Source organism: Streptomyces sp. BHT-5-2, from assembly GCF_019774615.1.
Lineage (GTDB): Bacteria > Actinomycetota > Actinomycetes > Streptomycetales > Streptomycetaceae > Streptomyces.
Map to the genome: position 1 here is coordinate 3,226,707 of NZ_CP081496.1, position 23,916 is coordinate 3,250,622.

Consider the following 23,916-nt stretch of genomic DNA (forward strand, 5'->3'; position numbering starts at 1 on the left):
CTGTCTGAATGCCGGGTGCCCGTGCTCACATGTAGTCGAAGTAGCGGTGCCACCACAGCTGCTGCCAGTCGTCCATCTCCGTCGGTCCGTCGTATCGCTTCCTCAGCACGTGCCTGGGCATCCAGACGCAGCCGAGTGCCGCTGAGGCGGCTGTGATCCGGCTGCGGTCCTCGTCGTGTATCCCGTCGGCGAGCTCTGCGGTATCGGCTGCGACGCCTCCAGCAGTCGCGGTGATCAGGGATCCGAAATTGCTGAAGCGGACGACGATGAAGTCACGGCTCTTCGTGGCGACCGCTGGGATGACCATGTCGCCGTGGAAGCTGGCATCTTGCACTCCGCGATCAACGGAGCATGTGCAGTCGAATGCCTGATCGAGGTAGGCGGCGAGCTGATCGAAGCGGGATCGGGTGGCGACATGGTCGTAGTCCCGAGGAAACTCCCAATGTTCTGGATCGTCCAGGATTCGAAGCAGAGTCAGTAGGCGCTGGTCATCGAAGGTCACGTGCTTCTCTCCGTTGGCCGGGAAGGTTGGGGCGTAGGCTGACTTCGGCTGCGTAGGTTGCCCAGTCGCCGGCAGCGGCTCGTTGCCACTGGACGGCGACTTGGATGTGGATGCCGAGCGCGCGAGGATGGCGGCGGGCAGCTCGGTGGCCAGCTGGAAGAGGGCGGTTGTGCGGAGGTTCCCGGTGACTCCGAGGATCGTATCGCCGGCCACAGCCGTAGTACCTGCACCGAGGTCCTCGACCTGCTCGACGTAGGGCTCGACGCCTGCGCCACGTTGATGACACCGTCGGTGCTGACGAGGGACCCTGCCTTCGCCAGCATGAGCTGCGCCGCCTTCGCCTGCGCCACCAGCGCGCTCGTCGAACTCTGCGGGCAGGTCTCGGCTACACCTTCGGGAGCGTTATGCCCATTTCGCGCATGGCGTCGGAGGCGGGTCCGCCTTCGGATCGTTCGGTCTTGTACCCCTTGATGCGGGGTTGGAGGGTGCGGGGGTCGACGGCTTCGGAAGGCGCGGCGGTGGCGTAGAGGCCGTGGGGTTGTTGGTCGCGGTCATGGGGGGGCGAGCCAGAAGACGCGGCGTAGGAAGGTGCCGGAGGCGCGGGAGGCTTTGGCGGTGGTGCCGAGGGTGGCGTAGCCGACGAGGCGGCCGTCGCGGTGGTTGGGGGTTGGCGGCGTCGGCTGGAGACGCGGTCGAGGCTTTGACGGACGTAGTCGAGGTGGGTGATGTCCTCGAGCCACACAAGGTCGGTTTCGTGCGTGAGATCCTTGGGGTCGATCAGGGCACTCACGCGTTCTCCTCGGTGATGTCGGCGATGAGTCCGATGCCTGGGTAGTACTTCTTGGAGTTGGAGGTGGCCATCTCCTTGGGTGAGCTCATACCCAGGGTCTCGCGGACGCGGCCGGCGAAGGCGCGGGAGGAGACGGGGGTGGCTCCTTCGCCTTCGCACCAGCGGGTGTAGGCGAGGTAGAGGTACTTTTGCTCAGCCCCCTGGCACCAACGGCCGTCCGGAACTGTCCCCACTGCGACCAGCCCGTCACGATCGTCGCCCTGCTCGCCACCCCGGAAGCCGCCCGCCCCACGATCACCAACCGCGTCACCGACATCGCCCCGCTCAGACGCCTCCAGTGAGCATCGGCTACCGCCACCGATCACCGGGCCCGCCGACCTGACGGTCGACGGGTCCACAACGCGGCTTCGTCCACGAGTTCAAGCAGACGTCACGACCGGAGGCCGCAAGCCGAGCCACTGCTCGGCATCCCAGGCTTGGAACCGCTCTACCTCGGTAAACCCCAACTTTGCCGCGAGACGCATCGAACCAACGTTTGCGGTCTGGGTGGCGAGCACCACCGGCTCGCCGGGAAGTACACCGCCGAGCCAATCGAGTGCCGCCGCGCACGCCTCGGCGGCATACCCGAATCCCCACGCCCGCGGCAGGAACAGATAGCCGAGATCGACCTTCCCCACAGCAGCCGGGCGCAGATGCTCCGTTGCTCTCCTGAGCAGGATCTGGCCGATCAGCGCCCCATCGAGATCAACGACGAAACTCCCCGGCCAACGCTCGGGCACCTCGGGCATCTCACGCTCAAGCTCGTCCCGCAACTGGGGGCCGCCGAGATAGGCGTGCACCTCTGGCGACGCCAGCAGCTCGATAAACGCCGCACGGTCCCGGGCCTCAGGCTCTCGGAGCACGAGCCGCTCAGTCTCGATCGGGGCAGGCGGCCAGGCGACGGGTCCGAGTTCAGTCATGCCGACCAACCAATCAGCAGGATCGGCAACGATCAAGGATCGCGGACCTATCAAGCCAACGGGGCCATGCAGACCCGTTGCGGTAGTCAAGGGCCGCTCTCCACTCCCCACCTTCCCCAGGCAGTTCAAAGACCAAGCAAATGGGGCGAGAAGCAGCCCCGGCCGTTTTCAAAGGTTCCCATCAGTGATGGCCGCCCGCCACGGACGCACCGCCCGCACTCCCGCCAGCGTCCGCGATCCTGCGGTCCTGGTCGACCCACGCCCGTCCGAACGGCTCGGCGGGAGGCCAACTCCGGGCCGGGAGAAGGCATCCCGGGCCGCACTGGTCGAGCTCGCCCGCGGGCTGCTTGTGGAGCCAACTGCCCAGCAGCGGTCCCGCCAGGACCGGGCGATGACCCGCGTTCTGGACTGGCTCGGCGAGCTTCCCGGCGAGGACTGGCAGGACCGCTGGCTGCTGAGTGGCTCGGATACCCTCGGCAAGCAGTGGGGCCCACCGGGGCTCAGCCCGTCCCAGCGGTGCCGGCTCACCGCCGGGCTCGGCGTGTTGATCGTGCTCCGCGCGGTCCGGCCGTCCTACGCCTGGCTGTGCGGCAGCCGTCTGCTCGGGGTCTACGACGCCTACCGACGGCACAACCAGGCCGAGGCGTTCGCTCAGCTGCAGGATCGAGCCGGCGGGCGGGAAGGTTGCGACGAGCACACCGCCGAGGCGCTCAACCTGCTCACACGCATGGTCATCGTGACTGGCAAAGACCTGCTGGACCTGCAGGTCGAGGACTTCGAAGAGTACGCGGCGGCCCGCCGGGCCTCAGGCCGCACGGTGGCCTCGCTGCCGTTTGCCTACGAGATCCTGCACGCCGTCGGCGGCCTGAAGGACGCGCCGCCGACCCTTCGGCATGCTCGTGCCCCGGGGCAGCTCACCCCCGCCGAGCTTATCGACCGTTACCCGATCGCCCATCGCGAGATCCGCGATGTCCTGGTGCACTACGTTGCCGAGCGGGCTGCGGTCCTCGACTACGGCTCCCGCTACGGCTGGGGCCCGGCATGCGAAGAAGCCTTCGGCGCTTATCCGGTGGCCATCGCTCACGAGTGGAATACCCTCCCTCACCTGCAGGATTACGAGGGCGATCCGGAAGCGAGGCCGTTCACCCGCGAAGAGCTGCAGCGGTTCCTCGACTACGCCGACGACCAGGTCGCACGCGCTGTGAAGTCCAAACGCAAGGGAGCCCTCGCCACCTACCGTGACGCCACCATCTTCAAGGTCATCTACGGCTGGGGACTCCGCCGGACCGAGACGCCCAAGCTGGACGTGGTCGACTTCGGACGGAACCCGAAGGCCCGCCAGTTCGGCCGGTACGGCACGCTCAACGTCCGTTACGGCAAAGCGAAGAAGGGCCAGCCGCCACGGCGTCGGAACGTCCTGTCGGTGATGGACTGGGCCGTCGAGGCGGTCGCGAACAACGTCGAGAACGTCCGGCCGCGCTTCGGGTTTCCCGACCATCCGGCTCTCTGGATCACCGAACGCGGCGGACGCCTTCAGCCCGGCTCTATCAACGACCGGTTCGAGGCATACCGTGATGCCCTAAAACTCCCAAAAGATCTAGTTCCGCACTCAATTCGTCATTCATATGCCACACATTTGACCGAAGACGGTATAGATAGACGATTTATCCAGCAGCAAGTCGGACACGAGTGCGACAGCTCCACGGCCATCTACACGCACGTCAGCGACGACTTCATGAACACTGCCTTGAGCAAGGCCCTGGCCCCGGCGTTCGCCGGCGTCTGACGAGGAAGGACCCGATGATGGCCGCCAAGCTCGACTACCACTGGCACCTGCGCAAGGTCATGGCGGACCGCGGGATGTTCTCCACCACCGACCTCATCCCGCCGCTGAAGGAACGCGGCATCAGCCTGTCGTCGAGCCAGGTCTACCGGCTCGTCGTCGAGCGGCCCGAACACCTCAGCCTGAAGATCCTCATGGCCCTGCTCGACATCCTCGACTGCACCATGGACGACCTCATCGAGCCCATCGCCGTGGCCGGCTCCGCGAAGAAGCCGAAGAAGTCCCGCCGCCGGCGGCGGGACTTCGGTCTCCGAAGGAGTCGGCGACCTGAGGCCCCGGCGGGCCCGCATCAGCGGAGTTGACCGGTGACAGGTCTCGCCGGGGAAGTCCTCGCGGATCCGGTCGGCCTGGTCGTGCGGCTGATCGGGAACGTCGAAAAGCACCTGCCCGCCGAGCGCGTCCGCGACATCGTCCTCACGGTCGTACGCGCACGAGCCGGCCGCCGCAGCCTCGCCCAGGCCCTGCACGACGACCCGTCACTGTTGCTGACCGGACAGCCACCGGCGCCCTACTACGTCGCGAAACTGCTGATGGCCCTGCACGAGGCCGGCGCCCAGAACGTCGCGCTGCCCCGCTGCGGCGAGTGCGGCCGCGCATGCGGCTACGTCGGCAGCAGCAAAGGTGGGCACTGAGGCTGCTCGCGCTGCTTCGACAAGCCCGCCGTCTGCGCGGGATGCCATGAAGAGCGACGCGTCGTCAGCAGGGACCGTCACGGCGAGCCCCGCTGCACGAACTGCCCGGACACCGAAGGCGATCCGCTCCAGGAACTCACCGAACTCGTCACGGGCCTCGATCCCGCCCTCAACGACGACGTGGTCCTGGCTGCGCTCGGGCGGGCCACCGTCCGGCCCGCCGGCCAGCGCCGCCTGGCTTGGGTGGTCGTCGCCCGTCCTGAGCTGCTGACCGGCGCCGGTTACGAAGCTCCCACCCCGGCCGCCCTGCGGTTCGTCGACGAGCCTCGTCAAGGCCGGGGCGACCAAGGTCGTCCGACCGGCCTGCCCGCGTTGCCACGGAGTGGAGGCGCTGTCCAAGCTGCTGGACGGTAAGAGGATCTGCCGGGCCTGCTTCGCCCACCACGCAGCCGTCCCCTGCTTCGGCTGCGGCGCCGTGCGCGAACCCGCCACACGCGACGCCGAGGGTCGACCGCTGTGTCCGAACTGCATGATCAGACAGCCCGAGAACCTGGAGGAGTGCGTCGGCTGCGGCCGACGCAAGCCCGTCGCGAACCGGCTGCCTGATGGCCCACGCTGCCAGAACTGCCGGCCGAGGACTACCGCGGAGTGCGGCATCTGCAGGCGGACGGCGCTCTGCGACATGTCCCGGGCCACCGGCCAGCCCTGGTGCGACCGCTGCCAGCAGCGATGGGTGGCCTGCAGCGGCTGCGGCACCGTCGCCCAGGCCCGCAGCGGAACCTGGGAGGAGCCGTTGTGCGCGAAGTGCACCAACCCCGACCCGGACTTCTGGGGCCGCTGCCCGGTTTGCACCATCACCTGGCAGCTCAGCACCCGCCCCTGCCAGCGATGCGTCCTCGACCAGCAAGTACGTGACCTCCTCGGCGGCCCGGACGGGGCCATCCGCCCCGAACACGCCCCGTTCCACGACGCGTTGACGAGCGCCGAGCGTCCCGACGTCGCCTTCGCCTGGGTCTCCCGCTCCAAGGCCCGTGACCTCCTGGAACGCATAGGCCGCAACGAGCGGCCCGTTACCCACGAGGTCCTCGACGAACTGCCCCCGGGCAAGGTGCTGTCCCACCTGCGCAGTGTCCTGGTCGCGGCCGGCGCCCTGCCGCCCCGCGATGAGCGGCTTGTTGCCCTGGAGAAATGGATCACCGCGACGGTCCAGGCCCGCACCGACCTCGCAGAGCGCCGGATCCTGCACGGCTACGCGGTCTGGCACCACATGCGCCGGCTCCGGCGCCGCCTCGGTGAAGACCACACCACCCGGCTCCAGGACCTGAACGTGCGCTGCCACGTCACCGCGGCGGGCAACCTCCCCGATTGGCTCGGCGGCGACGGGCTCACGCTGAGGACCTGCACCCAGACGGACCTGGAACGCTGGATGGCCGGCCCCACGGTCAGTTACCCCGACGAGACCGGCCACTTCGTCCGCTGGTCGGTAAAGCACCGGCATGCTCGCGACCTGACCTACGGCACGGTCCGCTGAACAGGCCCGCTCAGCACCATCGACAGCGAGAAACGCTGGGCCGACGCCCGCCGCCTCCTCAACGACGACACCCTGCCGACCCCGGACCGCGTCGCTGGACTGCTGCTGATCCTCTACGCGCAGAAGATCGCCACCATCAGCCAACTCACCGTCGATGACGTCGACTTCGACGGCGACACCGTCTCCATCACGTTCGGCACCTCGCCGGGCGTCCTCCCCGCACCGCTGGCCACCCTCGTCCGCGAGCTCGTCGCGACCCGTCGCGGCAAGGCCAAGATCGGCACCCCGAAGGACGCTCCCTGGCTCTTCCCCGGAGGTCAGCCGGGACGCCCCCTCGGCGACGACCGGATCGGCCAGCGCCTCCACAAGATCGGGATCCGGCCCAAGCAGGACCGCTCCACCGCGCTGTTCACCCTCGCCACCGAAGTGCCCGCCGCGATCCTCGCCCGGATGCTCGGGGTCCACATCAAAGTCGCCGTCCAGTGGCAACAGGCATCAGGCGGGGACTGGGCCGCCGACGTCAGCCGTCGCAACGGCGTCACGGAAACGGAATAGCTATCTGCGGTTATCTATGACGGGACCTCTGCTTGTCAGATCTAGGTACTACGGGACAGCACGTTGTTGACGGCGGCGGCACGCCAAGGCGTGCTTCCGCGGAACCAGGCGATGACCGGTGATTTCGGGCCCGCTCGGAGGGGCTACTCAGCGGGCAGCCGGTGTGCGGTTGGGCGCCCATAGCTGGTCGGCGTCGCCGGCGGCGAGTCGGCCTCGGTAGACGTCGACCTTGCGAGCGATGAGTTTCAAGTTCTCCTGGAGTTCGGCAATCTTGGCGAGCACCTGGTCATGATGCGATTCAAGCAAGTCCAATCGCTCGTCTTCGTTGCCTCGGCCCGCCGCGACGAGTTCGGCGTAGCGGCGGATGCCCTTTATAGGCATGCCGGTCGCCCGGAGCCTGGTGCAGATGGTGATCCACTCCAGGTCGAACTCGCGGTAGCGGCGCCGGCCGCCGTGGGTGCGGTCGACGGGGGTGACGACCAGGCCGGCGCGTTCGTAGTAGCGCAGGGTGTGCGTGCTCACTCCGGTACGGCGAGCAGCCTCGGCGATACTCAGCCCCGTCTCGGGCACGGGCTCGGGAAGTTGTTGGTTGACTTCGACCACGCTCTAAAACTTAGCGTCCCGGACATGCCCGAACCCATACCTGTACTCACTCCTCGCCGTCGACTCCTGGTGCTCGCGATCTGCTGCGCCAGCGTGATCGTCGTGGTGATGGACATCTCCATCGTCAACGTCGCGCTACCGTCGATTCGTCGTGATCTGCACGCCTCAGTGTCCGGCCTGCAGTGGACGGTCGACGCCTACACCCTGGCGCTGGCCAGCTTCCTGGTGCTGGCCGGGTCCACCGCGGACCGCGTCGGCCGTCGGCGCGTGTTCCAGATCGGCCTAGCCGCCTTCGGGCTCGGCTCGTTGCTGTGCGGCCTGGCGCCGAGCATCAGTTGGCTGATCGTGGCGCGTACGCTGCAAGCCGTCGGTGGCACGATGCTCAACCCGGTGGCGATGGCGATCGTCGCCACCACATTTTCCGACCCCGCTGAACGGGCCCGGGCGATCGGCGTGTTCGGGTCGATGACCGGCCTGTCTCTGGCGCTCGGTCCGATCATCGGCGGTGCCCTGGTCGATGGCCTCGGCTGGCACTCCGTCTTCTGGATCAACATACCGATCGTGGCCGCCGCGATCGTGTTCACCACACTGTTCGTACCCGAGTCCCGCGCCCCCCGGGCGCGCCGATTCGACCCGGTGGGCCAGATCTTGACGACCCTGGTCCTCGGCAGCGTCGTCTTTGCGATCATCGAATCCAAGGAGTTGAGCTGGTCCTCACCAGTCATCCTGGGCCTGCTCGCTGTGGCCGTGCTCGGCGTGCTCGGCGTCCTGGGCTACGAACCACGCCGCGTCGACCCGCTGCTGGAGCTACGCCTGTTTCGCAGCGTGCCGTTCAGCTCGGCGATCCTGATGGCGCTCTTCGCACTGTGCGGGTTCGGCGCGTTTCTGTTCGTGACCACCCAGTACCTGCAGGACGTGCGCGGCATGTCGGCGCTGACGACCGGGCTATGCCTGCTCCCCGTCGGGGCGCTGGTCATTGTGCTCTCCCCGTTCGCAGGACGGCTGGTCGTCACACACGGTCGCAGGCTGCCGCTGGTGCTCGCCGGGGGCGCACTGGCGCTGGGCGGCGGCGCGTCGGTCTGGCTCGGACCGGCCACCCCTCTGCCGACCGTGCTCTCGATCTACCTACTGTTCGGCATCTTCCTGGGCACCGTCAACCCGCCGATCACCAACACAGCGGTCTCCGGAATGCCCCGCTCGATGGCCGGAGTGGCTACCTCGTTGGCCTCCGCTGGCCGGCAGACCGGCACCACCCTGGGCGTCGCGATCTCCGGAACGATCGTGGGGTCGACCTTGCCCCGCGGCGGGACAACGTTCAGCAGCACGGAGCGCGGAGTGTGGTGGATGGTGGTCGGGCTGGGCCTGGGCATTGTGGTCTTGGGACTGTTCAGCACCACGGGCTGGGCCTTGGGCACCGCCGCGCGAGCTGCGGCACTGTTCAAGGAGGTGGACCGTGGCTCGGATCTTCGCGCCGCCTCTATCGGCCGCCGTTGATCGGCAAAGCGGCACGCCACATACCAAGGACCCTCGCGGCCAACGCTGTTGACCTCAGTGAGCTCCGAAAGCGGACGGCACCCCCGCCGCGAGCAACGCCGACCTCATCCAGCAGGCATTCGGAGAGTTCCAATACCCGACTCCACCATCATCCCGCCCCGGCGGGGCCCAGGCCGAGCTTCTCGCCGAGGTCAACAAGCACGAGAGCGACCGCAACCTCGACCTCGTCCTCGCCGAGTTCCGAAACTACCAGCAAGTCATCCTCCCAGCAGGCCCCGGCGCCCGCAGCCTTACCGAGTTCTTCGCGCACGTCGACGCCAAACTCGACGCGACCGCCGCGAAGGCGCCGAAGACCCCGCGCAGTGACCGCGACGTGCTCAACCTGCTGACCAAACGCGCCAAGGTCCTCCACCTCGGCCCGGCGAACTACTGCTGGTTCACCGACCCGTCCCGGGCACTCTGCCTCAAGCTGGCCGGCACCCCGACAGCGGACCGTCCACTGGTCGGGATGTGTGACGCCGCCCGCTGCCCGCAGGCCACCCACCACCCCTGCCACCGGCCTGTCTGGGCCGAGCACGCCGAACGCACCGAGACCTTCCTCGGCCAGCTCGGCACCACCCGCAAGACCGAACGCACCAGGCTCCAAGCCGATTACGACCGGGCCCTCCGCGTCGTCGCCGAGATCGACGCCGCCGGCACCACGGACGAGGAATCCGCATGAGAATCTCCGCAACTCAGCGCACCGAGAACGAGAACCGCATCCGAGCCGCCATGGACCGGCTCCTCCGGGGCGAAATCCCGCCCGGCGGAAAGTGCGACATCAAGCCCCTCGCCAACGAAGCCGGCGTTGACCGCACCGCGTTCTACGGCACCCGGCCTTACGCTCACCTCCGCGTCGAGTTCGAACGACGGGTCCAGGCGCTGCACGACGCCGGCGAGATCCCCGACCCTCGCGAGGCTCAGATCGCACGGCTCAAGGCAGAGAGCCTCAAGCTCAAGGAACGGCTTGCTCAATCGGAGAAGACGATCGACGAGCTCACTGACTTCCGCAGCCAGGCCATGGCCCGCCTCGCCGCCCAGCACGAAGAAATCGTCCACCTCCGCGAAACCGTCGCCAAAACCAGCCGCGTCAGCCGCCTGCCCGCAGCACGATCGGCAACAACCGTCATCGGGTCGTGCAACTGAGATGCCGCCCCGTCATAGCTCGAAGCAAGGGCGCCGAGGACGCGACGACGAACAGACCGAAAAGAGTGATGGGCAGCAGTCCGACCGGTTGCAGCAGCCGCGTCGGATCATCCTGAAGCCATGGCCAGTTACCGATCCAGTTCGCGGAGACGTCCAACGCCATCACGACGACGGCCAGCCAGACGCCTACCGGCCGCATGAGTGCCACCAGCACGACGACCAGCGGATCGAGGACCGCCAAACTGATGAAGAACGCCCGGAAGGAAACCTGCGGGAACGACGCATAGGCATGGATCCCGCCGCGAACCAGGTCAAGGAAATGAACGCAGGCACCTTGGAGGAAGCCGATCAAGTACACCGCGAGAACCCATCTCGCCCACAGTGGCTGACCACTCCATCGTTCTCGCACTCGCCCCCGCATCGGGCCAGCCTATGCAGATCGCCGCGCGTCAACGACACGGAGGGGCCACCACAGAACGAGAGTGATCTACATCACAGCAAGGCCGGTGGAATGCAACACGGCCGGTGGTCTGCGCTGCGAATGCCTCGTCCGCACGCACCCAGCGCAATCACCACACGGATCCATCCGCACACGGCCTCTGCGGACACAAGCCGACTGTTCATCACCGACGCTGTCCTCACCGACGCTGCCCCCGCACATCGCCCAGGTCATCGCCGGACACCAGGACATCAACGTCACCCTCGGCTACAAGGCGGTCTATCCCGACGAGGCCGGCCAAGCCCATCTGGCCTTTCTAGCCCGCCGACGAGCCATGCGGCCAACCGATGAATACCGCGTCCCCACCGACGAGAAGTGGACCGAGTTCCTCGGCCACTTCGAACGACGCAAAGTCTCCATCGGTACCTGCGGCCGCTCGTTCAGCACCCCCTGCATCCACGAACACGCCTGCGTCCGCCGCCCCATGCTCTGGCCCGACCCCGCCCAACGCGACCGGATGGTGGAGATCCGCGACAACCTCCACGCTCGCATCGCGGAGGCCGAGCGAGAGGGCTGGCTCGGTGAGGCCGAAGGGCTGCGAGTCAGCCTCGCCGGCGCCGAGGACAAGCTCGCCCAACTCGACCGCCGTCGCGGCAACGGCGCCCCCGTCGACCTTGGCATCCCCACCCATCATCACGGCAAGTAAGGTGTCAAAATCGAGTGGCTGCTGACACTGGAAGGATGGACACGTTGCATGACTGGGAGCTGAGCAGGAAGTTTGACAGCACCTCGGGCGAAGTACATTGGGACAGGCTCGGTGATCCGAACGCCGCGCCGGTGATTCTCCTGCACGGCACTCCCTTCTCCTCTTACGTCTGGCGCGGTGTCGCCCGCGCGCTCGCGGCGCATCACCAGGTGTTCGTCTGGGACATGCCCGGCTACGGAGCTTCGGCAAAATTCGATGGGCAGGACGTCTCACTGGCTGCTCAGAGCCGAGTCTTCACTGAGTTGCTGGACTATTGGGGGCTGTCCGAACCTCTCGTTGCGGCACACGATTTCGGCGGCGCCGTTGCCCTGCGCGCCCATCTGCTACACGGCGTGCGATATCGACGACTTGCACTGGTCGACCCGGTCGCCTTGGCACCCTGGGGCTCACCGTTCTTCCGCCTGGTCGGCGAGCACTTCAAGGTCTTCGAGCAGCTGCCGCCCAACCTGCACCGTGTCCTCGTACGCGAATACATCAGCTCGGCCAGCAGTCCTGGGCTCCACCCGGCGGTCCTCGACCCGCTAGTCGAACCTTGGCTCGGTGATGACGGTCAGCGGGCCTTCTACCGCCAGATCGCGCAGGCAGACCAACGCTTCACCGATGAGATCCAAGGACATTACGGGTCCATCGACCTCCCGGTCCTGGTGTGTTGGGGAGAGGACGACAAGTGGATCCCCGTGGCCAAGGCGCACGAGTTGGTGACCAGCATCCCGGCAGCCGAGCTGCATTTGCTTCCTGGCGCCGGCCACCTGGTCCAAGAAGACACCCCGGCCGAACTCACTGCAGCTCTGTTGAGCTTTCTCACTTAGAACTCCTAACGGAATGCGCTGGTCGGAGCGGCCCTGCGAGTCCTGCATGATTGCCTGGAGGGGTCTTCCGTTCTAGGAGTGTGTGTGGTCGAGGGCAAGGCGGTGGAACTGATCCACCTGGCCGATCATGAGAACAGCGTTGTCGTCAGAGTGCTCGGTCGCCGTGATTCGGGCGAGCTCGACGCCGAGGTCATCATCGCGAGCACCTTCTGCAACGGTCGACTCGGCCTCTGCCTGGCGCCCAAAGACGTTGAAGACTGGGCGAACGCCTTGGACGGGCTCGCCGCCGGTCGCAGCATCTGCTGGATGACCGATGTACGCAACCCCGAGATCAACATCGAGTTCAATACTCAGTTCTCGGTTCCTCTGATCACGGTGGAGGACGTCCAAGGCTCCGGGACGGCCATGGCCGTCCCGGTGGATCTGCCGGACGGCTGGGTCGAAGAGCAGCACCGGTACTTGGAGCGCGTCCGTCAGCTGTCGCCGCAGTAGACCCATTACGGACAGCTCTGCCCGAGCTGAACCAGCCGGCGCCAGCAGATCAGCGCACATCCGAGGGTGAGGAAGGCTTCGTGGATGTCGTCGCGTATCTCCCAGCGGATCCGCAGGCGGCGGAACCAGTGCAGGTGGGCGAAGGCGCGTTCCACGACCCAGCGTTGGGTTCCAAGGCCGGAGCCGTGCTCGGTGCCCCGGCGGGCGATCAGCGGTTTCACGCCGAGCGTGCGGACGAGCCGGCGGTACTTGTCGTGGTCGTAACCGCGGTCGCCGAGCACGATCTCAGGGCGGCGGCGGGGGCGGCCGCGCTTGCCGCGTACGGGCGGCACTGCTTCGAGTAGCGGGATGAGCTGGGTGACGTCGTTGCGGTTGCCGCCGGTCAGGGTGGCGGCGAGGGGGATGCCGGTTGCGTCGGTGATCAGGTGGTGTTTGCTGCCCTTCCTGCCCCGGTCGACAGGACTTCGTCCCGTCTTGGGGCCCCTTTTAAGGCCCGGATGTGGGAGCCGTCAACCGCCGCCCGGGAGAAGTCCAGGGCGTTCGCGCTGCGGAGCTTGGCGAGGAGGACCCCGTGCAGCCGGGGCCACACGCCGGCCTTGGTCCACTCAGCCAGGCGCCGCCAGCACGTCATGCCCGAGCCGAAACCGAGCTCCTGCGGCAGGTGTTCCCAGGCGATCCCGGTATGCAGCACGAACAGGATCCCCTGGAAGACCAGCCGGTCTGGATGCCGCTTGCGTCCCGGATACCGAACGCGACGTTCCACCTTCGGCAGCAGCGGCTCGACCACCGCCCACAACTCGTCATCAGCTTCCCACGGCTTCGGCCGAACCACCCCACACCCCCGGATCAACGGTCCCGGAGCGATCCAATCACCTCGAAGATCATTTCGTTAGGGGCTCTAAGTAGCCCCTGTTCGGGGCCCGTTGTCATCGGCGTCATCGACACTGTCCACGCCTCTACCTGAACACTGCATCGTCGGCAGCGACGCACATGCCTGTTCCGCAGCCCGCCAAGATGGCTGCGACCACGCACCGGCTCAGTAGGGCATCGTCCCGCCGGTCGGAGGATTTTTCGCGACGCGGTCCAGTGACCGGCTCATAGGGACAGAGCTCCCCTACCTGCACCATCCAAAGGCCCTGAGTACTGAGAGCGCATGGCTGAACCCTGTCCGACCAGGGAAGCCCTGCGACGCGCCAACGTCTGATCCTTGGCGCCGACAGGCACAGCAGACCCTGGCCAGTCCCGTCATGGGAGGTGCGGGCGGATGAGTGTACGTCTCGCCAGCGCCGCGACAGTGATCGCTGACCCGCCTCACCACCACAAGCCAGGAGAACAACATCCTTATGAAGACGACGTTTTGGAGTCGCAGACGCCTCCTCGGCGCGCTCACAGCGCTCACCGCTGCTGCCGCCTCCCCCGTGACGTTGAAGGGTCTGGCCCATGCCGCTGACAGCCAGGGGACGGCGCCCGATCCGCTCCTGCTGCCAGACACCGACCGCGCAAAGGCGGTCAAGGCATGGGTGACGGGCGGAAAGGCCGTCAAGGCTGCCGCGGCCGACGCCCTTGCAGGCACTGACACAGACGTCCAGACCTTCCTTGCCAAGGTGCTGCCGAAAGCGACTGTGGAAGATATCCGTGTCGCCGTCTCCAGCTTCCTCGTCTTGGCCGGCAAGGGCCTGCGCCGCGAGGCGGACGCCGCCCTTAACAAGGGTGACAGCGCCATCGAAGTCTTCCTCCAGGGCGGCTTCAAGCCCGCCCTCCTGGAGGACCTGCGTGTAGCGACCTCCACCGTGTCGGCTACCGGTGGCAAGTCGGTACGACGGGAGGCCTCCGCTGCCTTGGACATGGGCAGCAGGCAGACGCTGGAGGACTTCCTCACCAAGGGGCAGTTCACGGCCGACCTGAAGGACATGAAAGTCGAGGTGTCCAGCATGCTAGTCAACGCTGGGCCCGAAGTGCGGAAGTACGCCGACCGTGCTTTGAGCGGCACCGCGGTGGACATCCAGTGGTTCCTTGACACAGGCCAGCACATCGCCCGTGCTCGCGACCAGGAATCGGCAACGATCGAGGAGCTCGTCGCGGTAGTCGATCGGGAGGGCAAGCGTGCCCAAGCCGAAACGAATCTGGCCGTCGAGGCTTCCGAGCGTGCCAAGACTGCAGCGTCGAAGGCCAAAGAAGCGGCCGAGGAGGCTGCTGCGCAAGCAAAGGACGCTCAGCAGGACGTCAAGCAGGCCGGAGACGCAGCACGCAAGGCAGCCAGTGCCGCCAAGGGCGCAGCGAACGCAGCGCGTGAAGCCATCAATGCTTCGGACGTCGCGGTGGGTGCTGCCCGCCGTGCTTCCTGGGCGGCCACCGCTGCCGCTCAGGCCGCTGCCACGGCTGGAAACGCTGCCTCCCGCGCATACAATGCCGCGATCGCTGCGTCCAAGGACGCTTCTAAGACCCGGGAGGCCAAGGACGCCGCGGTCGCGGCCCGCAACGGTGCCGCGAAGGCGCGCACCGCGGCTGCTGCTGCGGACTACGCGGCGACTGCCGCATCCGAAGCCGCTACCGCCGGCTCCTCCGCGGCCTCTGCCGCCCGCAACGCTGCGGCCGCCGCCAATGCTTCCTCCCAGGCTGCGGCCGCCGCAGGGGTCGCGCAGTCGCAGGCTTCTGAGGCCAAGCGCCAGGCATCCATCGCGTCCCGTGCCGCGAACCGTGCTACCAACGCGGCTTCCACCGCACAGGCCCTGGCCACTGCGGCCGCTACAGCCGCGCGCGCCGCGCGTGACCACGCCAACTCTGCAGCGAACCATGCGGAGAAGGCGGCGGACGCAGCTGACGAAGCAGTCAAATATGCCGGTCAGGCGGTCGATTTCGCGAACAAGTCGACCGCTCACGCCACCGCGGCGGGGAAGGCCGCCGACACGGCCGTCAAGGCAATCCTGGACGCCCAGGCAGTGGAGAAGGCCGCGCGGGAGGCTGAACTCGCCCGCCTTGAGACGGACAAGCTCCGAGGCATGGATGAGGCCAAGCTACTTGCCCGGATCGAGGCCGATGAAAAAGCTGCTTACCAGGCCAAGCGCGCGCAAGCGCAGCGGACCGACCAGGCAGTCAAGGACCTGATCGCCAAAGCCGAGCGAGCACTCACGGACGGCGACATGGAAGTGGCCGCAACCCTGGGCCGCAAGGCCGCCGTCGGTCTGCTCAACGCCCGGGGCACCTGGACTCAGCAGGCAGCCCAGTTCGCCCTGGCTGGCTCTGACGACGACGTGTTCTCCTGGATCGACGTGGACCGGGAGCTGGCACAGCAGCAGGACGACAAGGAAACGGTTCTCTACCTCGCCCAGATATCCAGTCCCGCCATCGCACAAGCGGCGGCGAGCTCGCTGGAGAGCGGAACCTCGAAGCCGGTGGGCGATTTCGTCACCTCAGGGGTGATCAAGGCATCCAGGGACGACAACCGCGTCCAGATCTCCCGTATCCTCACCCAACGCCCCGGCAAGGCCGTCACCCAGGCGGCCAACGACGCGCTCGACGCGAACACCCCCGAGGCCCTGCAGGATTTCTTCGACAGCACCTATCCCGCCGCAGTGCGAGAGGATGACGCGGTCGCCGTCTCGACACTGCTGAACACAGGGGGCGCCTACACCAAGGCATACGCCGAAGTGGCCCTGGAAGGTCCGACGTGGATGCGCCGGAACTTTGTTCAGACCGTGCAGCATCGGACGGCACAGCTCGACTACGATTTCGCCACTCACACTGCCGCGATCAGTGGTGCCATCGCGGCAGCCGCAAAGATCGCATACAAAGCCCAGGAAGACGCAGCGCTGGCGTCGAAAGCCGCCGCTGACGCCACCGGAGCGGCAGCGGAGGCGACGAAGTGGGCGAACAAGGCGCTCGACTCGAAAGCTGAGGCCAGCGACTACGCCACGCAGGCGAAGAAGTACGCCAATGACGCGGACAAGTCCGCAGCAGCAGCCCAGGCGTCGGCGGACAAGGCCAAAGCAGCAGCGGAGACCGCACGCAGCGCCTCGCGTTCTGCCAACTACTCGGCGAACAAGGCGATCGACTCAGCACGCAGTGCCCTGAACTCGTCCTACAGCGCCCAGTCCTCGGCGGCCAGCGCACGCGCCTCCGCGCTCGCGGCGGGCAAGGACGCGAAGACTGCAGCGGCAGCAGCCAGTGAAGCCCGCAAAATCAAGATCGAAAAGCGCAATGCCGAGGCTAAGGAAGCCGCACGCAAGGCCGCTGAGGAGGCGGAGAAGGACCGCGAGAACGGAACCAACCCGGCCGACACCCCGACCCACGACCAGGTCAATCCGAACGGCAGCAGCGGCGGCGACAAGGACGAGTGGTGGAACGACGCCAAGTGGTACGCCGACACATTCAACAAGATCAGCGTGGGAGCAGGTCTGCTGGAGGTCGGCCTCGGCCTTGCCAGCCTCGTTGTTCCCGCGCTGGCACCCGCCGCGGTCTTCTTCGGTGTCGTATCGATGGGATCTGGCGCACTGAGCGCCCTGGCAACTGGCATCGAATACGGCTTCGCCAGCAGTCAATTCATTAACTCCACCACCGAAGCCGCCCTGAATTTGGTCACGGGGGCCAGTCGAAATGGATCATCCCAGCTGTCAAATTCGGCGGCAGGGCGGTGGCCCCTGTGGTCAAGAAGGTCACAGAAATCGGCGAAGACCTCGTTTCCACGGCCACCAAGACACTGGCATCGATCTTCTGAGTAGGCACACCCCGTACGTCGGCGCCGAACCCTCAACCGGTAACCGCGTGCCTGCGTGGAGCCCCGCGACCGAGTGGTGACCCAGCCACCCCACGACTCCCCTTCCTGCCCACACTAGAGAGAAGTCATGACCTCACCACGTACCAGACGGGTGTTGCCCGCCCTCCTCCTCACTGTGGCCCTCACCACGACCGGCACCGCCGGCGCCGCCGACAGTCAGATCGCACCGGCCCGCACGGCTCTCACTGGGGCTGCGAACAAGACTGCGGATACCACTTCCGCCGACCCCGCCGCTTCCGTAGCGACCTTGCAACGTACCGCCTTCACTGCCGAGGACTCCTGCACCCGGCTCTCCGCCAGTGCCCGCCCGAAGGTCCGCGACGCCGTCACCGCGTGTGTGAGCGTTCACAACGCGCCCGGCGCAAGCACGGCGGCAAGCAAGAAGGCCGCCGCGTTCACCCCCTCCTCCGTCACTCACCTCGCAAACTCCGCTGCCGACGAACCGGGCGATGCCGGCACCGACCCGGAGTTCGAGCCAGACACCGACGATCCTGAGCCGCCCCCGCCCTCTTGCGAGCTGACCAATCCGGGACAGTGGAGCTGGAGCCGCACCGGCGGCCTGTGCCTAAATGGCGTCGACGTCACATATACGCTCTACGACCAGTCCGGCAAGTCCATCGGCACTGGCCTCATCCAGGTCAGCTCCACACTCGCCACCTCCTACAAGTCGCTGGACCTCAAGGAAACGATCACCGCCAAACTGGTCCGGGTCACCGGCGCGGTAAAGAATCTCGTCGTCAAAATGCAGGTGGGCTGCGATGCCGGATGTAAGACGGTGACGAAGCAACCGTGGTATGGCTCCACCCCCATGACGCCCGGCGAGGTGAAGACCGGAACGACCAAGTACAGCGGCGACGCCTTCGCGGAAGGCACCACTCGTTCTTCGTTCCAGACCAGCTACAAGTTGTACGTGATGATGCCCGGTGCTGCGCCGGTCGACCCCAGCGCCTCCTGCTCCAGCCCCGCGAACGGAAAGATCCGTTGCGACAAGGAGCAGCCCCGGCTGCGCGGCTGCGTCATACCGAGCGACGAACTACCGGTGCTGACCTACTCGAGGTCGCACGCGAAGTACGGGATCGTCGTGCCCATCTACGAAGAGATCATCGTCGGGGCACAGACATCCTGCACTCGGTCAATCAGACCACGGCGAACGCCAACCGCGCCGCGACGTGCACACCGTTCACTAACCTGTACCCAGGGCAGAAGTACGCGGACAGCTGCGACGAGTTCCCACCCGCCAGCACGAAGGAGGGCGGTCAGAACGGTGACCTGTGCGCCGAGCTGACCCCTCAAATAGCGAACGGCGTGTGGTCCGCCCCGGCGACCTGGCCCGGTCGTCCGACCTCGGGCACGGAGACCTGCCTGCGGCTCCACATCACCCAGCGCGCCAACAGCTCGGCGGGCGGGGTTCTAGGATCCCTGCGCAAGCACCAGCGCCTCGTGGACGGCGACCCCTTCCGCATCGAGTTCACCGCCTGAACCAGGCATCACGAGCCGGGCTCCCTGCCGTGCCGCGCGCATGGCCGGGGGCCCGGAGGCTTGGGGTCAGCCAGTGGTACCGGAAATAGACAATGAACTAAGGGAGCAGAACATGGAAGCAGAAACGGACGTGCATTCGCTCCGCTGGGCGGCCGCCTGGGTGTGCGTTACTTTCACCCGCGGCCTCAGCCCCGAGGAGGTCTTCACCCGCTATGGGGCCGAACCGTCCCGGGCCCGCCTACTCGACTGGGACGCGGCTTCAGACCTTGTCTCGGGCGACTCCGACGACGGGATGGTCTCGCTACTGCGGTCCGGAAGGATCGGTGAATGGGCCTTCTGCGTTGAGGAAGAAGGTGGCATCGGCTTTGGGGAGGCATCGCTCGCGGCATTGTCGCGGGGCACTGAGACGTACAGCGTAGCGACTACCGAGGGGATCGACGTCTTCCAATACTGGCGCGACGGCGAGTGCGTCGAGTACTTCGAGCCCGGCATGGAGCACACCCGGCCCGTACGGACCAGCACCTGGTGGGACCGAGTGGAAGAGAAGCTCGCCGCACACGAAGGCGAGGGCGCCGGGATGGCACCTGTGGTGGCCCTCGTACTCGACCACCTCGGCATCGCCCTAGACGATGCCGCTCTTGCTGGGCCCTGGCCCAGCCTGACGCTCGCCGAGGAGGATGCACCGTCGGCACCGCTCGGCGACACCTACATGGGTGAGGGACCGGTTCCACCTGGGACTGTCGAGATCTTGTAAGACCCCACGCCAGACCACCCCGTTCCGCCACAGTCGTCGCCCGGGGGTGAGCGCTATGTCAGCCCCCTCGGATCCGTGAAGATCTTCTAAAACGGATGACTCTGGCGGAGCCCACCGATCAGGACCGATACCCCACTCTGCTTACGATAATTGGCCAAGCTAGGTGTTGCTGATAGGCGCTCGTGTCGGTCGGCCTACCTGCCACCGGCACCGAGTTGCCCCGGCCAGCCAACGGCCTCGCGCCCGTAGAAGTCGGGTAGCCAGGTCACGTTGCCGTGATGCCGTTCGCGAATCCGCTTTGACCCTTCACCTGGTGGGGTCCGTGCTCTCAAGGCAGGGCTGTGTTATCGGGTGGGATGACCAGCCGTTACGGAAATAAAGAATGGGAAAGATGCTTTTTTCGATACCTGACTATGGTTGGTGCCTGATCGCAGTCGCAGCGACGGCGATTTTCATGATCGGCATAGGGAGATTGAGCGCCGGAATGAAAATTCCGGACGAACTGCGAAGCGTCGTGAAGCTACCGAGTGTACGTGCCAAAAGGGTGTTCTACGCTCTGGCGCCCGTGGGCCTTGGTGTTGTTCTGGCGATCAACCTGATTCGGTCCGAACCGGCACCTGCGGTCCTTTTTCTGTACAGCGTCGCGTGCATCTCCGTTCCGCTCGCTGTCGTCCCGGTCCGCAGTCGGCTGCTGAAGCAGTACATCGCCCATCAGCTGAACCCCGGAGCCGGGGTCAAGACTGATCTGCTTATGACGACCTGGATTGTCGCTTCTCTCTCCGCGGTTATGCTGGTGGCTTTCCTTGCACTGGCGATGACGCCGTACGGAGTGTGGAAATAGCCGCACGCAACACCGAGGCTGAGGACACCACCGTCGTCACCACCAACCCGCCCGGGGCAGGCTTCCACACGCGGTCGGGTGGGTCGCCCACGCGGTACGGACCAGCGATCTCACCCTTGGCTGAGCCCCAGCCCCCGATGAACAAACCACCGAGCGCCGCGTGGACCCCGACGGAGCCGCCGGGCCCACCGGCCGGTAGGCAACCGCGATCGGAAGACCGGGCGGTGCACGAAGGCGTGCGGTACGGGCGGAAGGAGGCACTCATGGACGCCACCCTCAAGACCTGCACTGGACGCGGCCACTACCGTCTGCCGCCTCGGCAGGACAGCAGCTGGCTGCGTAGGTCTCAAGCGAGAGCACTTGTCGGTGGGTTCCGGCATCGCTCGTCGTCCAGAGAGCGAGTGCGTGACGCTGTCGGGGATCTTGATCACCTGTCCTCTGGTCCGTACCCGATCGAGGCCGTGATCGTTGGTGTGGCGGGAGAGGAGGCTGGGCTGGCATGAGTAACGACGCGCGCCTCGCATGGGCTACGACTCCGGTGATCTGCAACGTACTCGGGCATTCACGAACTTGGTTGACCGGCCGCGGAGGCATATGGGATCGCCCTGCACTACGCGGACGACGATCCGAACGCCGCCAGGGAAGTGATGAACCACGCCTTGGAAGCCGTCGCGCGGGGGTTCGCCGCCGCAGCGTTGGAGACCCTTGCGCGGGACGAGGTGCTGGCGCTGAGCGGCGAGCAGAAGTCGCGCCTTGACGACCTGATCGTCGAGTTGGACTTGGAGACCTCGGAGATCTTCAGCGGCGCGTGAGCCCCTGTAGCGCCATGATTCAGCCGGTTGCCCGCCATGATCGTGGTCTGGGGATGCCTTGCCAGTCGAGGAAGCCTTGCAGGGCGGTCGGCGTTCGAGGTTGGTGTTCCAGAGCGGGTGAGAGTTGGACGGTAATCCGTTCGAGGTTGACGGCGATCCCGGTGAGGACGTGCTGAACGTGGGCCTTGTCTGCGCTCCGGTACCGGCATTGGCGCATGCCATGGCCGTTGACGAACTCGTTGATGGTGCTCTCGATCCCCGCGCGCATCCCGTACCGGGCCTTCCACTGGTGGGTCTCCTGCTCACCCCGGGCCTCGGCCTGGAGCTCGTTCAACTGCTGTGGGAGGAAGGTCAACAGGCGGTGGCTGCTACGGGTGCAGGCCGTTTTCATAGGGCATTGACCGCAGTCGACTTTGGAAAACTTGACCTGGACGTAGGGCGCGATGGAGGCAAAGGTCGCCCAGCTGATGCTCTGCTTCTCTCCCGGGCAGGTCACCTTCTGTCGATCCCAGTCGATGGTGAAGGCGGCCCGGTCGAACACATTGCCCTTGCGGGACTTCCGGGTGCTCTTCCGCCTGACGGGTCCGACCAGGGTGATCTCGTGCTCGCGGGAAGCCCGTTCGCGGAGCGGGACGGAGGTGTAGCCGCCGTCGACCAGGTGCTCAGCAGGTAGGAGGTTCCGGTGTTTCAGCCGGGTGTGGATCGTGGGCAGGGTCTTGGCGTCGTAGACGGGTGCCGGGGCGGTGGTCACGTCGGTGATGATGTTCACGGCATCGTCATCACAGGTCTCGGTGACGTGTGCCTGAAATCCCTTCCAGCGGTTCTCGCCGCGGCGGGCATAGCGAGCGGTCAGGTCGTAGGGCGAGACGATAGCGATGGCAGACGGCGGCAAGCCGGTCTCCGCCGGCAGGCGCCATCGGACAGCACCGCGGCCGTCGATGAAGTAGTTCTGCAGGAAGATCTGCCGCAGGGCCTGGATCTGTGGCCCCTCCCACAGACCTCGCAGGTAGCGGCGCACATAGCGGAGGAGAAGGTAGGCGTCGTTGCCGGTGTCCTTGATGCGGGTCTTGGGCCGGGTGGGGTTCTTGCCGAGCCGGGCGGCGCGTCCGTAGCGCCGGCCCCAGTCCTCCGTCACTAGGCCGACCAGTTCCTGCGGGGCCTGGCGGGCGAGTTCCTCCAGGGCGGCGCGCATCGCCTCGGTGACCAGCTCCAAGCGGGTCAGGTCACGGACCGCCGCCAGGATGTGGGTGGAGTCGGTTCGCTGGCGACCTCGCTCGCGGACCAGGCCGACGGCCTTGATCCGTTCCAGGGCGAGGTCCAGGAGCTTGTCAGCCCGGCCGTCCTCGGCCAGGCGCTCGCGGAAATCGGTCAGAACGCTGTGGTGGAAGCCGGGGTCGTCCAGCTCCATCGCCAGGGCGTACTTGTAGTCGATGCGGCAGCGCACCGCCTCGGCGGCCTGCCGGTCTGACAGTTCCATCAGGAACTGCAGCACGCAGACGGTGGCCAGCTGTGCTGGTGACAGGCCCGGCTTGCCGTCCCGCGGATACCACTCGACGAAGTCCTCGTCGCTCCACAACCCATCCAGGTGGTCGCGGATGGCCATGGCGGTGGTGCCGTGGGGATTGCTGGCGCGGGCAACACGGGCAGTCAGCTCCGGGATCTCCGAGCCGGAACGAGCACGGACGCCCATCTCGATTACCTCCGCTGCGGGCAGAGCCCCAACGTCCCACCCGCACCAGCCCCGTACGGCGGGAATCCTCGAACTGGCACCGGAAGGAGGAATGCCGACTTCGCGATGACTTTCCCACCTCCAGCACTGCACGCCCCACCAGTCACCAACGTGGCGTTCGCCGAACGGCTACAGAGCAGGGTCGTGGCAGGCCGGAGTACGGCAAGGACGCCTCGGCAGATCGCTGATCAGGGAGAATGTCCGAACGCCGCCGAGGCCCGACGCCGAGGTGACCGGTCTCCCGACCTGGGGATTTCCAAGATCCCCGACAGCGTCACGCACTCAGGTCGTATACGTCGTCCGTGGCCGCGGTTCCCTCTGAGTCGCCGTCGTCGACGACGGCCGGGTATCCGACGATATGCACCTCCAGCAGATGGGACCTGCGATTGCAGGGCTCGATGAGCAGCGCCGAGTAGCCGGGGGACATCGCCCGTTCATGGCCGCGAAGCAGGGCGTCAGTGCCCGGCAGTTGGATCGGGCATCGGCCCTCGTTCCGTAGCCACCACTGCTGCCCGTCGCACGTGAAGACCCCGTGCAGTCGGGTCACATACGGGTCGTCTGCGCCGATGGGTACATGGGCGTCGTCCGCGGCGCGCCCGAAGTGCAGGGTGAACTTCCGCGGCGGGACGGCTAATCCGCTCTGCGGGGACTTCACGACGATGGTCCCCGGCGGAGCCTTGGGCAGGCAGCCCGAGAGCGTCGGCATCGTTGCCGGCAGTACTTGTGGAACGAATTCCCGGATCTGCACACCCACCCCCCTTGGTCCGAACCTGCACCGTCCTTCTGGCCGCCACCGTATGGCGCCCGTTTCAGGACCGGTCCCGAGCATGGTTCGGTAACCCATCACAGCTCTCTCACCGGCGCGCGCCGAAGCGCTTCGGAACCGGTCCCGGGCGACCGGTGCTCCGATTTCGGCATGCAGCAGGC

24 protein-coding genes and 2 pseudogenes are annotated in these 23,916 nt (G+C 66.6%); 17 read left to right on the forward strand and 9 right to left on the reverse strand.

The genetic code is table 11. The annotated features are described in order from the left end of the window. Positions 1 to 25: 25 nt before the first annotated feature. The 3 genes and pseudogenes from K2224_RS14360 to K2224_RS40465 all read right to left on the reverse strand — a co-directional run. Positions 26 to 715, reverse strand: a complete 690-nt coding sequence (locus tag K2224_RS14360) for a hypothetical protein (protein WP_260692617.1) — start codon at positions 713 to 715, stop codon at positions 26 to 28. 172 nt (positions 716 to 887) lie between these two features. Next, positions 888 to 1,292: pseudogene (locus K2224_RS14370) on the reverse strand (DUF6009 family protein). Beyond that, positions 1,289 to 1,489, reverse strand: a pseudogene (locus tag K2224_RS40465) (DNA primase); the annotation flags it as partial. The pseudogenes K2224_RS14370 and K2224_RS40465, both read right to left, overlap by 4 nt. Here K2224_RS40465 and K2224_RS14375 point away from each other — a divergent pair. Further along, positions 1,481 to 1,633 (forward strand): hypothetical protein, encoded by a 153-nt coding sequence (locus tag K2224_RS14375; protein ID WP_221906936.1) that lies wholly within the window; start codon positions 1,481 to 1,483, stop codon positions 1,631 to 1,633. The pseudogene K2224_RS40465 and the gene K2224_RS14375 sit on opposite strands and share 9 nt — an antisense overlap. 78 nt (positions 1,634 to 1,711) lie before the next feature. Here K2224_RS14375 and K2224_RS14380 read toward each other — a convergent pair whose 3' ends face one another. Next, a complete protein-coding gene (locus K2224_RS14380; RefSeq protein ID WP_221909695.1) occupies positions 1,712 to 2,251 on the reverse strand; it encodes a GNAT family N-acetyltransferase in 540 nt (179 codons plus the stop codon). Between the two features lie 391 nt (positions 2,252 to 2,642). On the opposite strand from K2224_RS14380, the gene K2224_RS40470 reads away from it, so the two are divergent. The 4 genes from K2224_RS40470 to K2224_RS40480 all read left to right on the forward strand — a co-directional run bounded on the left by K2224_RS40470 (position 2,643) and on the right by K2224_RS40480 (position 6,257). After that, positions 2,643 to 4,037, forward strand: coding sequence for a tyrosine-type recombinase/integrase (locus K2224_RS40470; protein ID WP_260692618.1), 1,395 nt, complete (start codon positions 2,643 to 2,645; stop codon positions 4,035 to 4,037). 14 nt (positions 4,038 to 4,051) lie between these two features. Next, positions 4,052 to 4,396 carry a helix-turn-helix transcriptional regulator gene (locus K2224_RS14390; RefSeq protein ID WP_260692620.1) on the forward strand — a complete coding sequence of 115 codons (345 nt, stop codon included), beginning with the start codon at positions 4,052 to 4,054 and terminating at the stop codon, positions 4,394 to 4,396. Between the two features lie 3 nt (positions 4,397 to 4,399). Continuing rightward, positions 4,400 to 4,726, forward strand: coding sequence for a hypothetical protein (locus K2224_RS40475; protein WP_260692621.1), 327 nt, complete (start codon positions 4,400 to 4,402; stop codon positions 4,724 to 4,726). 682 nt (positions 4,727 to 5,408) lie between these two features. Then, complete coding sequence (locus K2224_RS40480) at positions 5,409 to 6,257, forward strand: hypothetical protein (RefSeq protein ID WP_260692622.1); 849 nt, start codon at positions 5,409 to 5,411, stop codon at positions 6,255 to 6,257. A gap of 702 nt (positions 6,258 to 6,959) precedes the next feature. Here the strand turns inward: K2224_RS40480 and K2224_RS14400 are convergent. After that, complete coding sequence (locus K2224_RS14400; protein ID WP_260692623.1) at positions 6,960 to 7,415, reverse strand: MerR family transcriptional regulator; 456 nt, start codon at positions 7,413 to 7,415, stop codon at positions 6,960 to 6,962. Between the two features lie 24 nt (positions 7,416 to 7,439). On the opposite strand from K2224_RS14400, the gene K2224_RS14405 reads away from it, so the two are divergent. The 3 genes from K2224_RS14405 to K2224_RS14415 all read left to right on the forward strand — a co-directional run bounded on the left by K2224_RS14405 (position 7,440) and on the right by K2224_RS14415 (position 10,094). Further along, positions 7,440 to 8,909 carry an MFS transporter gene (locus tag K2224_RS14405; protein ID WP_221906937.1) on the forward strand — a complete coding sequence of 490 codons (1,470 nt, stop codon included), beginning with the start codon at positions 7,440 to 7,442 and terminating at the stop codon, positions 8,907 to 8,909. 373 nt (positions 8,910 to 9,282) lie between these two features. Beyond that, positions 9,283 to 9,630 carry a hypothetical protein gene (locus K2224_RS14410; RefSeq protein ID WP_221906938.1) on the forward strand — a complete coding sequence of 116 codons (348 nt, stop codon included), beginning with the start codon at positions 9,283 to 9,285 and terminating at the stop codon, positions 9,628 to 9,630. Further along, entirely contained in the window at positions 9,627 to 10,094 is a 468-nt protein-coding gene (locus tag K2224_RS14415; protein ID WP_221906939.1) for a hypothetical protein, read from the forward strand. The genes K2224_RS14410 and K2224_RS14415 overlap by 4 nt, the downstream gene beginning before the upstream one ends. On the opposite strand, the gene K2224_RS14420 is transcribed toward K2224_RS14415, so the two are convergent. Then, entirely contained in the window at positions 10,075 to 10,452 is a 378-nt protein-coding gene (locus K2224_RS14420) for a hypothetical protein (protein WP_260692625.1), read from the reverse strand. The genes K2224_RS14415 and K2224_RS14420 overlap by 20 nt on opposite strands. A 148-nt stretch (positions 10,453 to 10,600) precedes the next feature. Here K2224_RS14420 and K2224_RS14425 point away from each other — a divergent pair, with 148 nt between their 5' ends. From K2224_RS14425 to K2224_RS14435, 3 genes are all read left to right on the forward strand, one after another. Further along, positions 10,601 to 11,239, forward strand: coding sequence for an integrase (locus K2224_RS14425; protein ID WP_221906941.1), 639 nt, complete (start codon positions 10,601 to 10,603; stop codon positions 11,237 to 11,239). A 44-nt stretch (positions 11,240 to 11,283) separates the two neighbouring features. Beyond that, positions 11,284 to 12,108 (forward strand): alpha/beta fold hydrolase, encoded by an 825-nt coding sequence (locus K2224_RS14430; RefSeq protein ID WP_221909698.1) that lies wholly within the window; start codon positions 11,284 to 11,286, stop codon positions 12,106 to 12,108. An 84-nt stretch (positions 12,109 to 12,192) separates the two neighbouring features. Continuing rightward, positions 12,193 to 12,600 (forward strand): DUF5959 family protein, encoded by a 408-nt coding sequence (locus tag K2224_RS14435; RefSeq protein ID WP_221906942.1) that lies wholly within the window; start codon positions 12,193 to 12,195, stop codon positions 12,598 to 12,600. 5 nt (positions 12,601 to 12,605) lie between these two features. On the opposite strand, the gene K2224_RS14440 is transcribed toward K2224_RS14435, so the two are convergent. After that, positions 12,606 to 13,432 (reverse strand): IS5 family transposase gene (locus K2224_RS14440; protein ID WP_260692626.1). Its coding sequence is split into 2 segments (ribosomal slippage): positions 12,606 to 13,078 and positions 13,078 to 13,432, totalling 828 coding nucleotides; the frame shifts between segments, so codons are not numbered across the junction. Positions 13,433 to 13,943: 511 nt separating this feature from the next. On the opposite strand from K2224_RS14440, the gene K2224_RS14445 reads away from it, so the two are divergent. From K2224_RS14445 to K2224_RS14465, 6 genes are all read left to right on the forward strand, one after another. Beyond that, positions 13,944 to 17,318, forward strand: coding sequence for an ALF repeat-containing protein (locus K2224_RS14445; RefSeq protein ID WP_260692627.1), 3,375 nt, complete (start codon positions 13,944 to 13,946; stop codon positions 17,316 to 17,318). A 123-nt stretch (positions 17,319 to 17,441) separates the two neighbouring features. Beyond that, positions 17,442 to 18,659, forward strand: coding sequence for a hypothetical protein (locus tag K2224_RS14450; protein WP_260692628.1), 1,218 nt, complete (start codon positions 17,442 to 17,444; stop codon positions 18,657 to 18,659). Between the two features lie 20 nt (positions 18,660 to 18,679). Beyond that, on the forward strand, positions 18,680 to 18,853 hold the full coding sequence (locus K2224_RS40485; RefSeq protein ID WP_260692629.1) for a hypothetical protein: 174 nt from the start codon (positions 18,680 to 18,682) through the stop codon (positions 18,851 to 18,853). Between the two features lie 112 nt (positions 18,854 to 18,965). Next, positions 18,966 to 19,607 (forward strand): DUF6461 domain-containing protein, encoded by a 642-nt coding sequence (locus K2224_RS14455; protein ID WP_221906943.1) that lies wholly within the window; start codon positions 18,966 to 18,968, stop codon positions 19,605 to 19,607. A gap of 382 nt (positions 19,608 to 19,989) precedes the next feature. Next, positions 19,990 to 20,448, forward strand: coding sequence for a hypothetical protein (locus K2224_RS14460; protein ID WP_221906944.1), 459 nt, complete (start codon positions 19,990 to 19,992; stop codon positions 20,446 to 20,448). 647 nt (positions 20,449 to 21,095) lie between these two features. Next, positions 21,096 to 21,260 (forward strand): hypothetical protein, encoded by a 165-nt coding sequence (locus tag K2224_RS14465; RefSeq protein WP_221906945.1) that lies wholly within the window; start codon positions 21,096 to 21,098, stop codon positions 21,258 to 21,260. 19 nt (positions 21,261 to 21,279) lie between these two features. Here K2224_RS14465 and K2224_RS14470 read toward each other — a convergent pair whose 3' ends face one another. Together K2224_RS14470 and K2224_RS14475 are read right to left on the reverse strand one after the other, a co-directional pair. Next, positions 21,280 to 22,950, reverse strand: coding sequence for an IS1182 family transposase (locus K2224_RS14470; RefSeq protein ID WP_221906946.1), 1,671 nt, complete (start codon positions 22,948 to 22,950; stop codon positions 21,280 to 21,282). A gap of 313 nt (positions 22,951 to 23,263) precedes the next feature. Continuing rightward, positions 23,264 to 23,737 carry an FHA domain-containing protein gene (locus K2224_RS14475; protein WP_221906947.1) on the reverse strand — a complete coding sequence of 158 codons (474 nt, stop codon included), beginning with the start codon at positions 23,735 to 23,737 and terminating at the stop codon, positions 23,264 to 23,266. Positions 23,738 to 23,916: the final 179 nt, after the last annotated feature.

Coding starts and splice junctions, on each gene's coding strand:
- K2224_RS14380 (WP_221909695.1), bottom strand. CDS start 2,251: ATGACTGAACTCGGACCCGTCGCCTGGCCGCCTGCCCCGATCGAGACT.
- K2224_RS40470 (WP_260692618.1), top strand. CDS start 2,643: ATGACCCGCGTTCTGGACTGGCTCGGCGAGCTTCCCGGCGAGGACTGG.
- K2224_RS14390 (WP_260692620.1), top strand. CDS start 4,052: ATGATGGCCGCCAAGCTCGACTACCACTGGCACCTGCGCAAGGTCATG.
- K2224_RS40480 (WP_260692622.1), top strand. CDS start 5,409: ATGTCCCGGGCCACCGGCCAGCCCTGGTGCGACCGCTGCCAGCAGCGA.
- K2224_RS14405 (WP_221906937.1), top strand. CDS start 7,440: ATGCCCGAACCCATACCTGTACTCACTCCTCGCCGTCGACTCCTGGTG.
- K2224_RS14415 (WP_221906939.1), top strand. CDS start 9,627: ATGAGAATCTCCGCAACTCAGCGCACCGAGAACGAGAACCGCATCCGA.
- K2224_RS14445 (WP_260692627.1), top strand. CDS start 13,944: ATGAAGACGACGTTTTGGAGTCGCAGACGCCTCCTCGGCGCGCTCACA.
- K2224_RS14450 (WP_260692628.1), top strand. CDS start 17,442: ATGACCTCACCACGTACCAGACGGGTGTTGCCCGCCCTCCTCCTCACT.
- K2224_RS14455 (WP_221906943.1), top strand. CDS start 18,966: ATGGAAGCAGAAACGGACGTGCATTCGCTCCGCTGGGCGGCCGCCTGG.
- K2224_RS14460 (WP_221906944.1), top strand. CDS start 19,990: ATGGGAAAGATGCTTTTTTCGATACCTGACTATGGTTGGTGCCTGATC.
- K2224_RS14465 (WP_221906945.1), top strand. CDS start 21,096: ATGAACCACGCCTTGGAAGCCGTCGCGCGGGGGTTCGCCGCCGCAGCG.
- K2224_RS14470 (WP_221906946.1), bottom strand. CDS start 22,950: ATGGGCGTCCGTGCTCGTTCCGGCTCGGAGATCCCGGAGCTGACTGCC.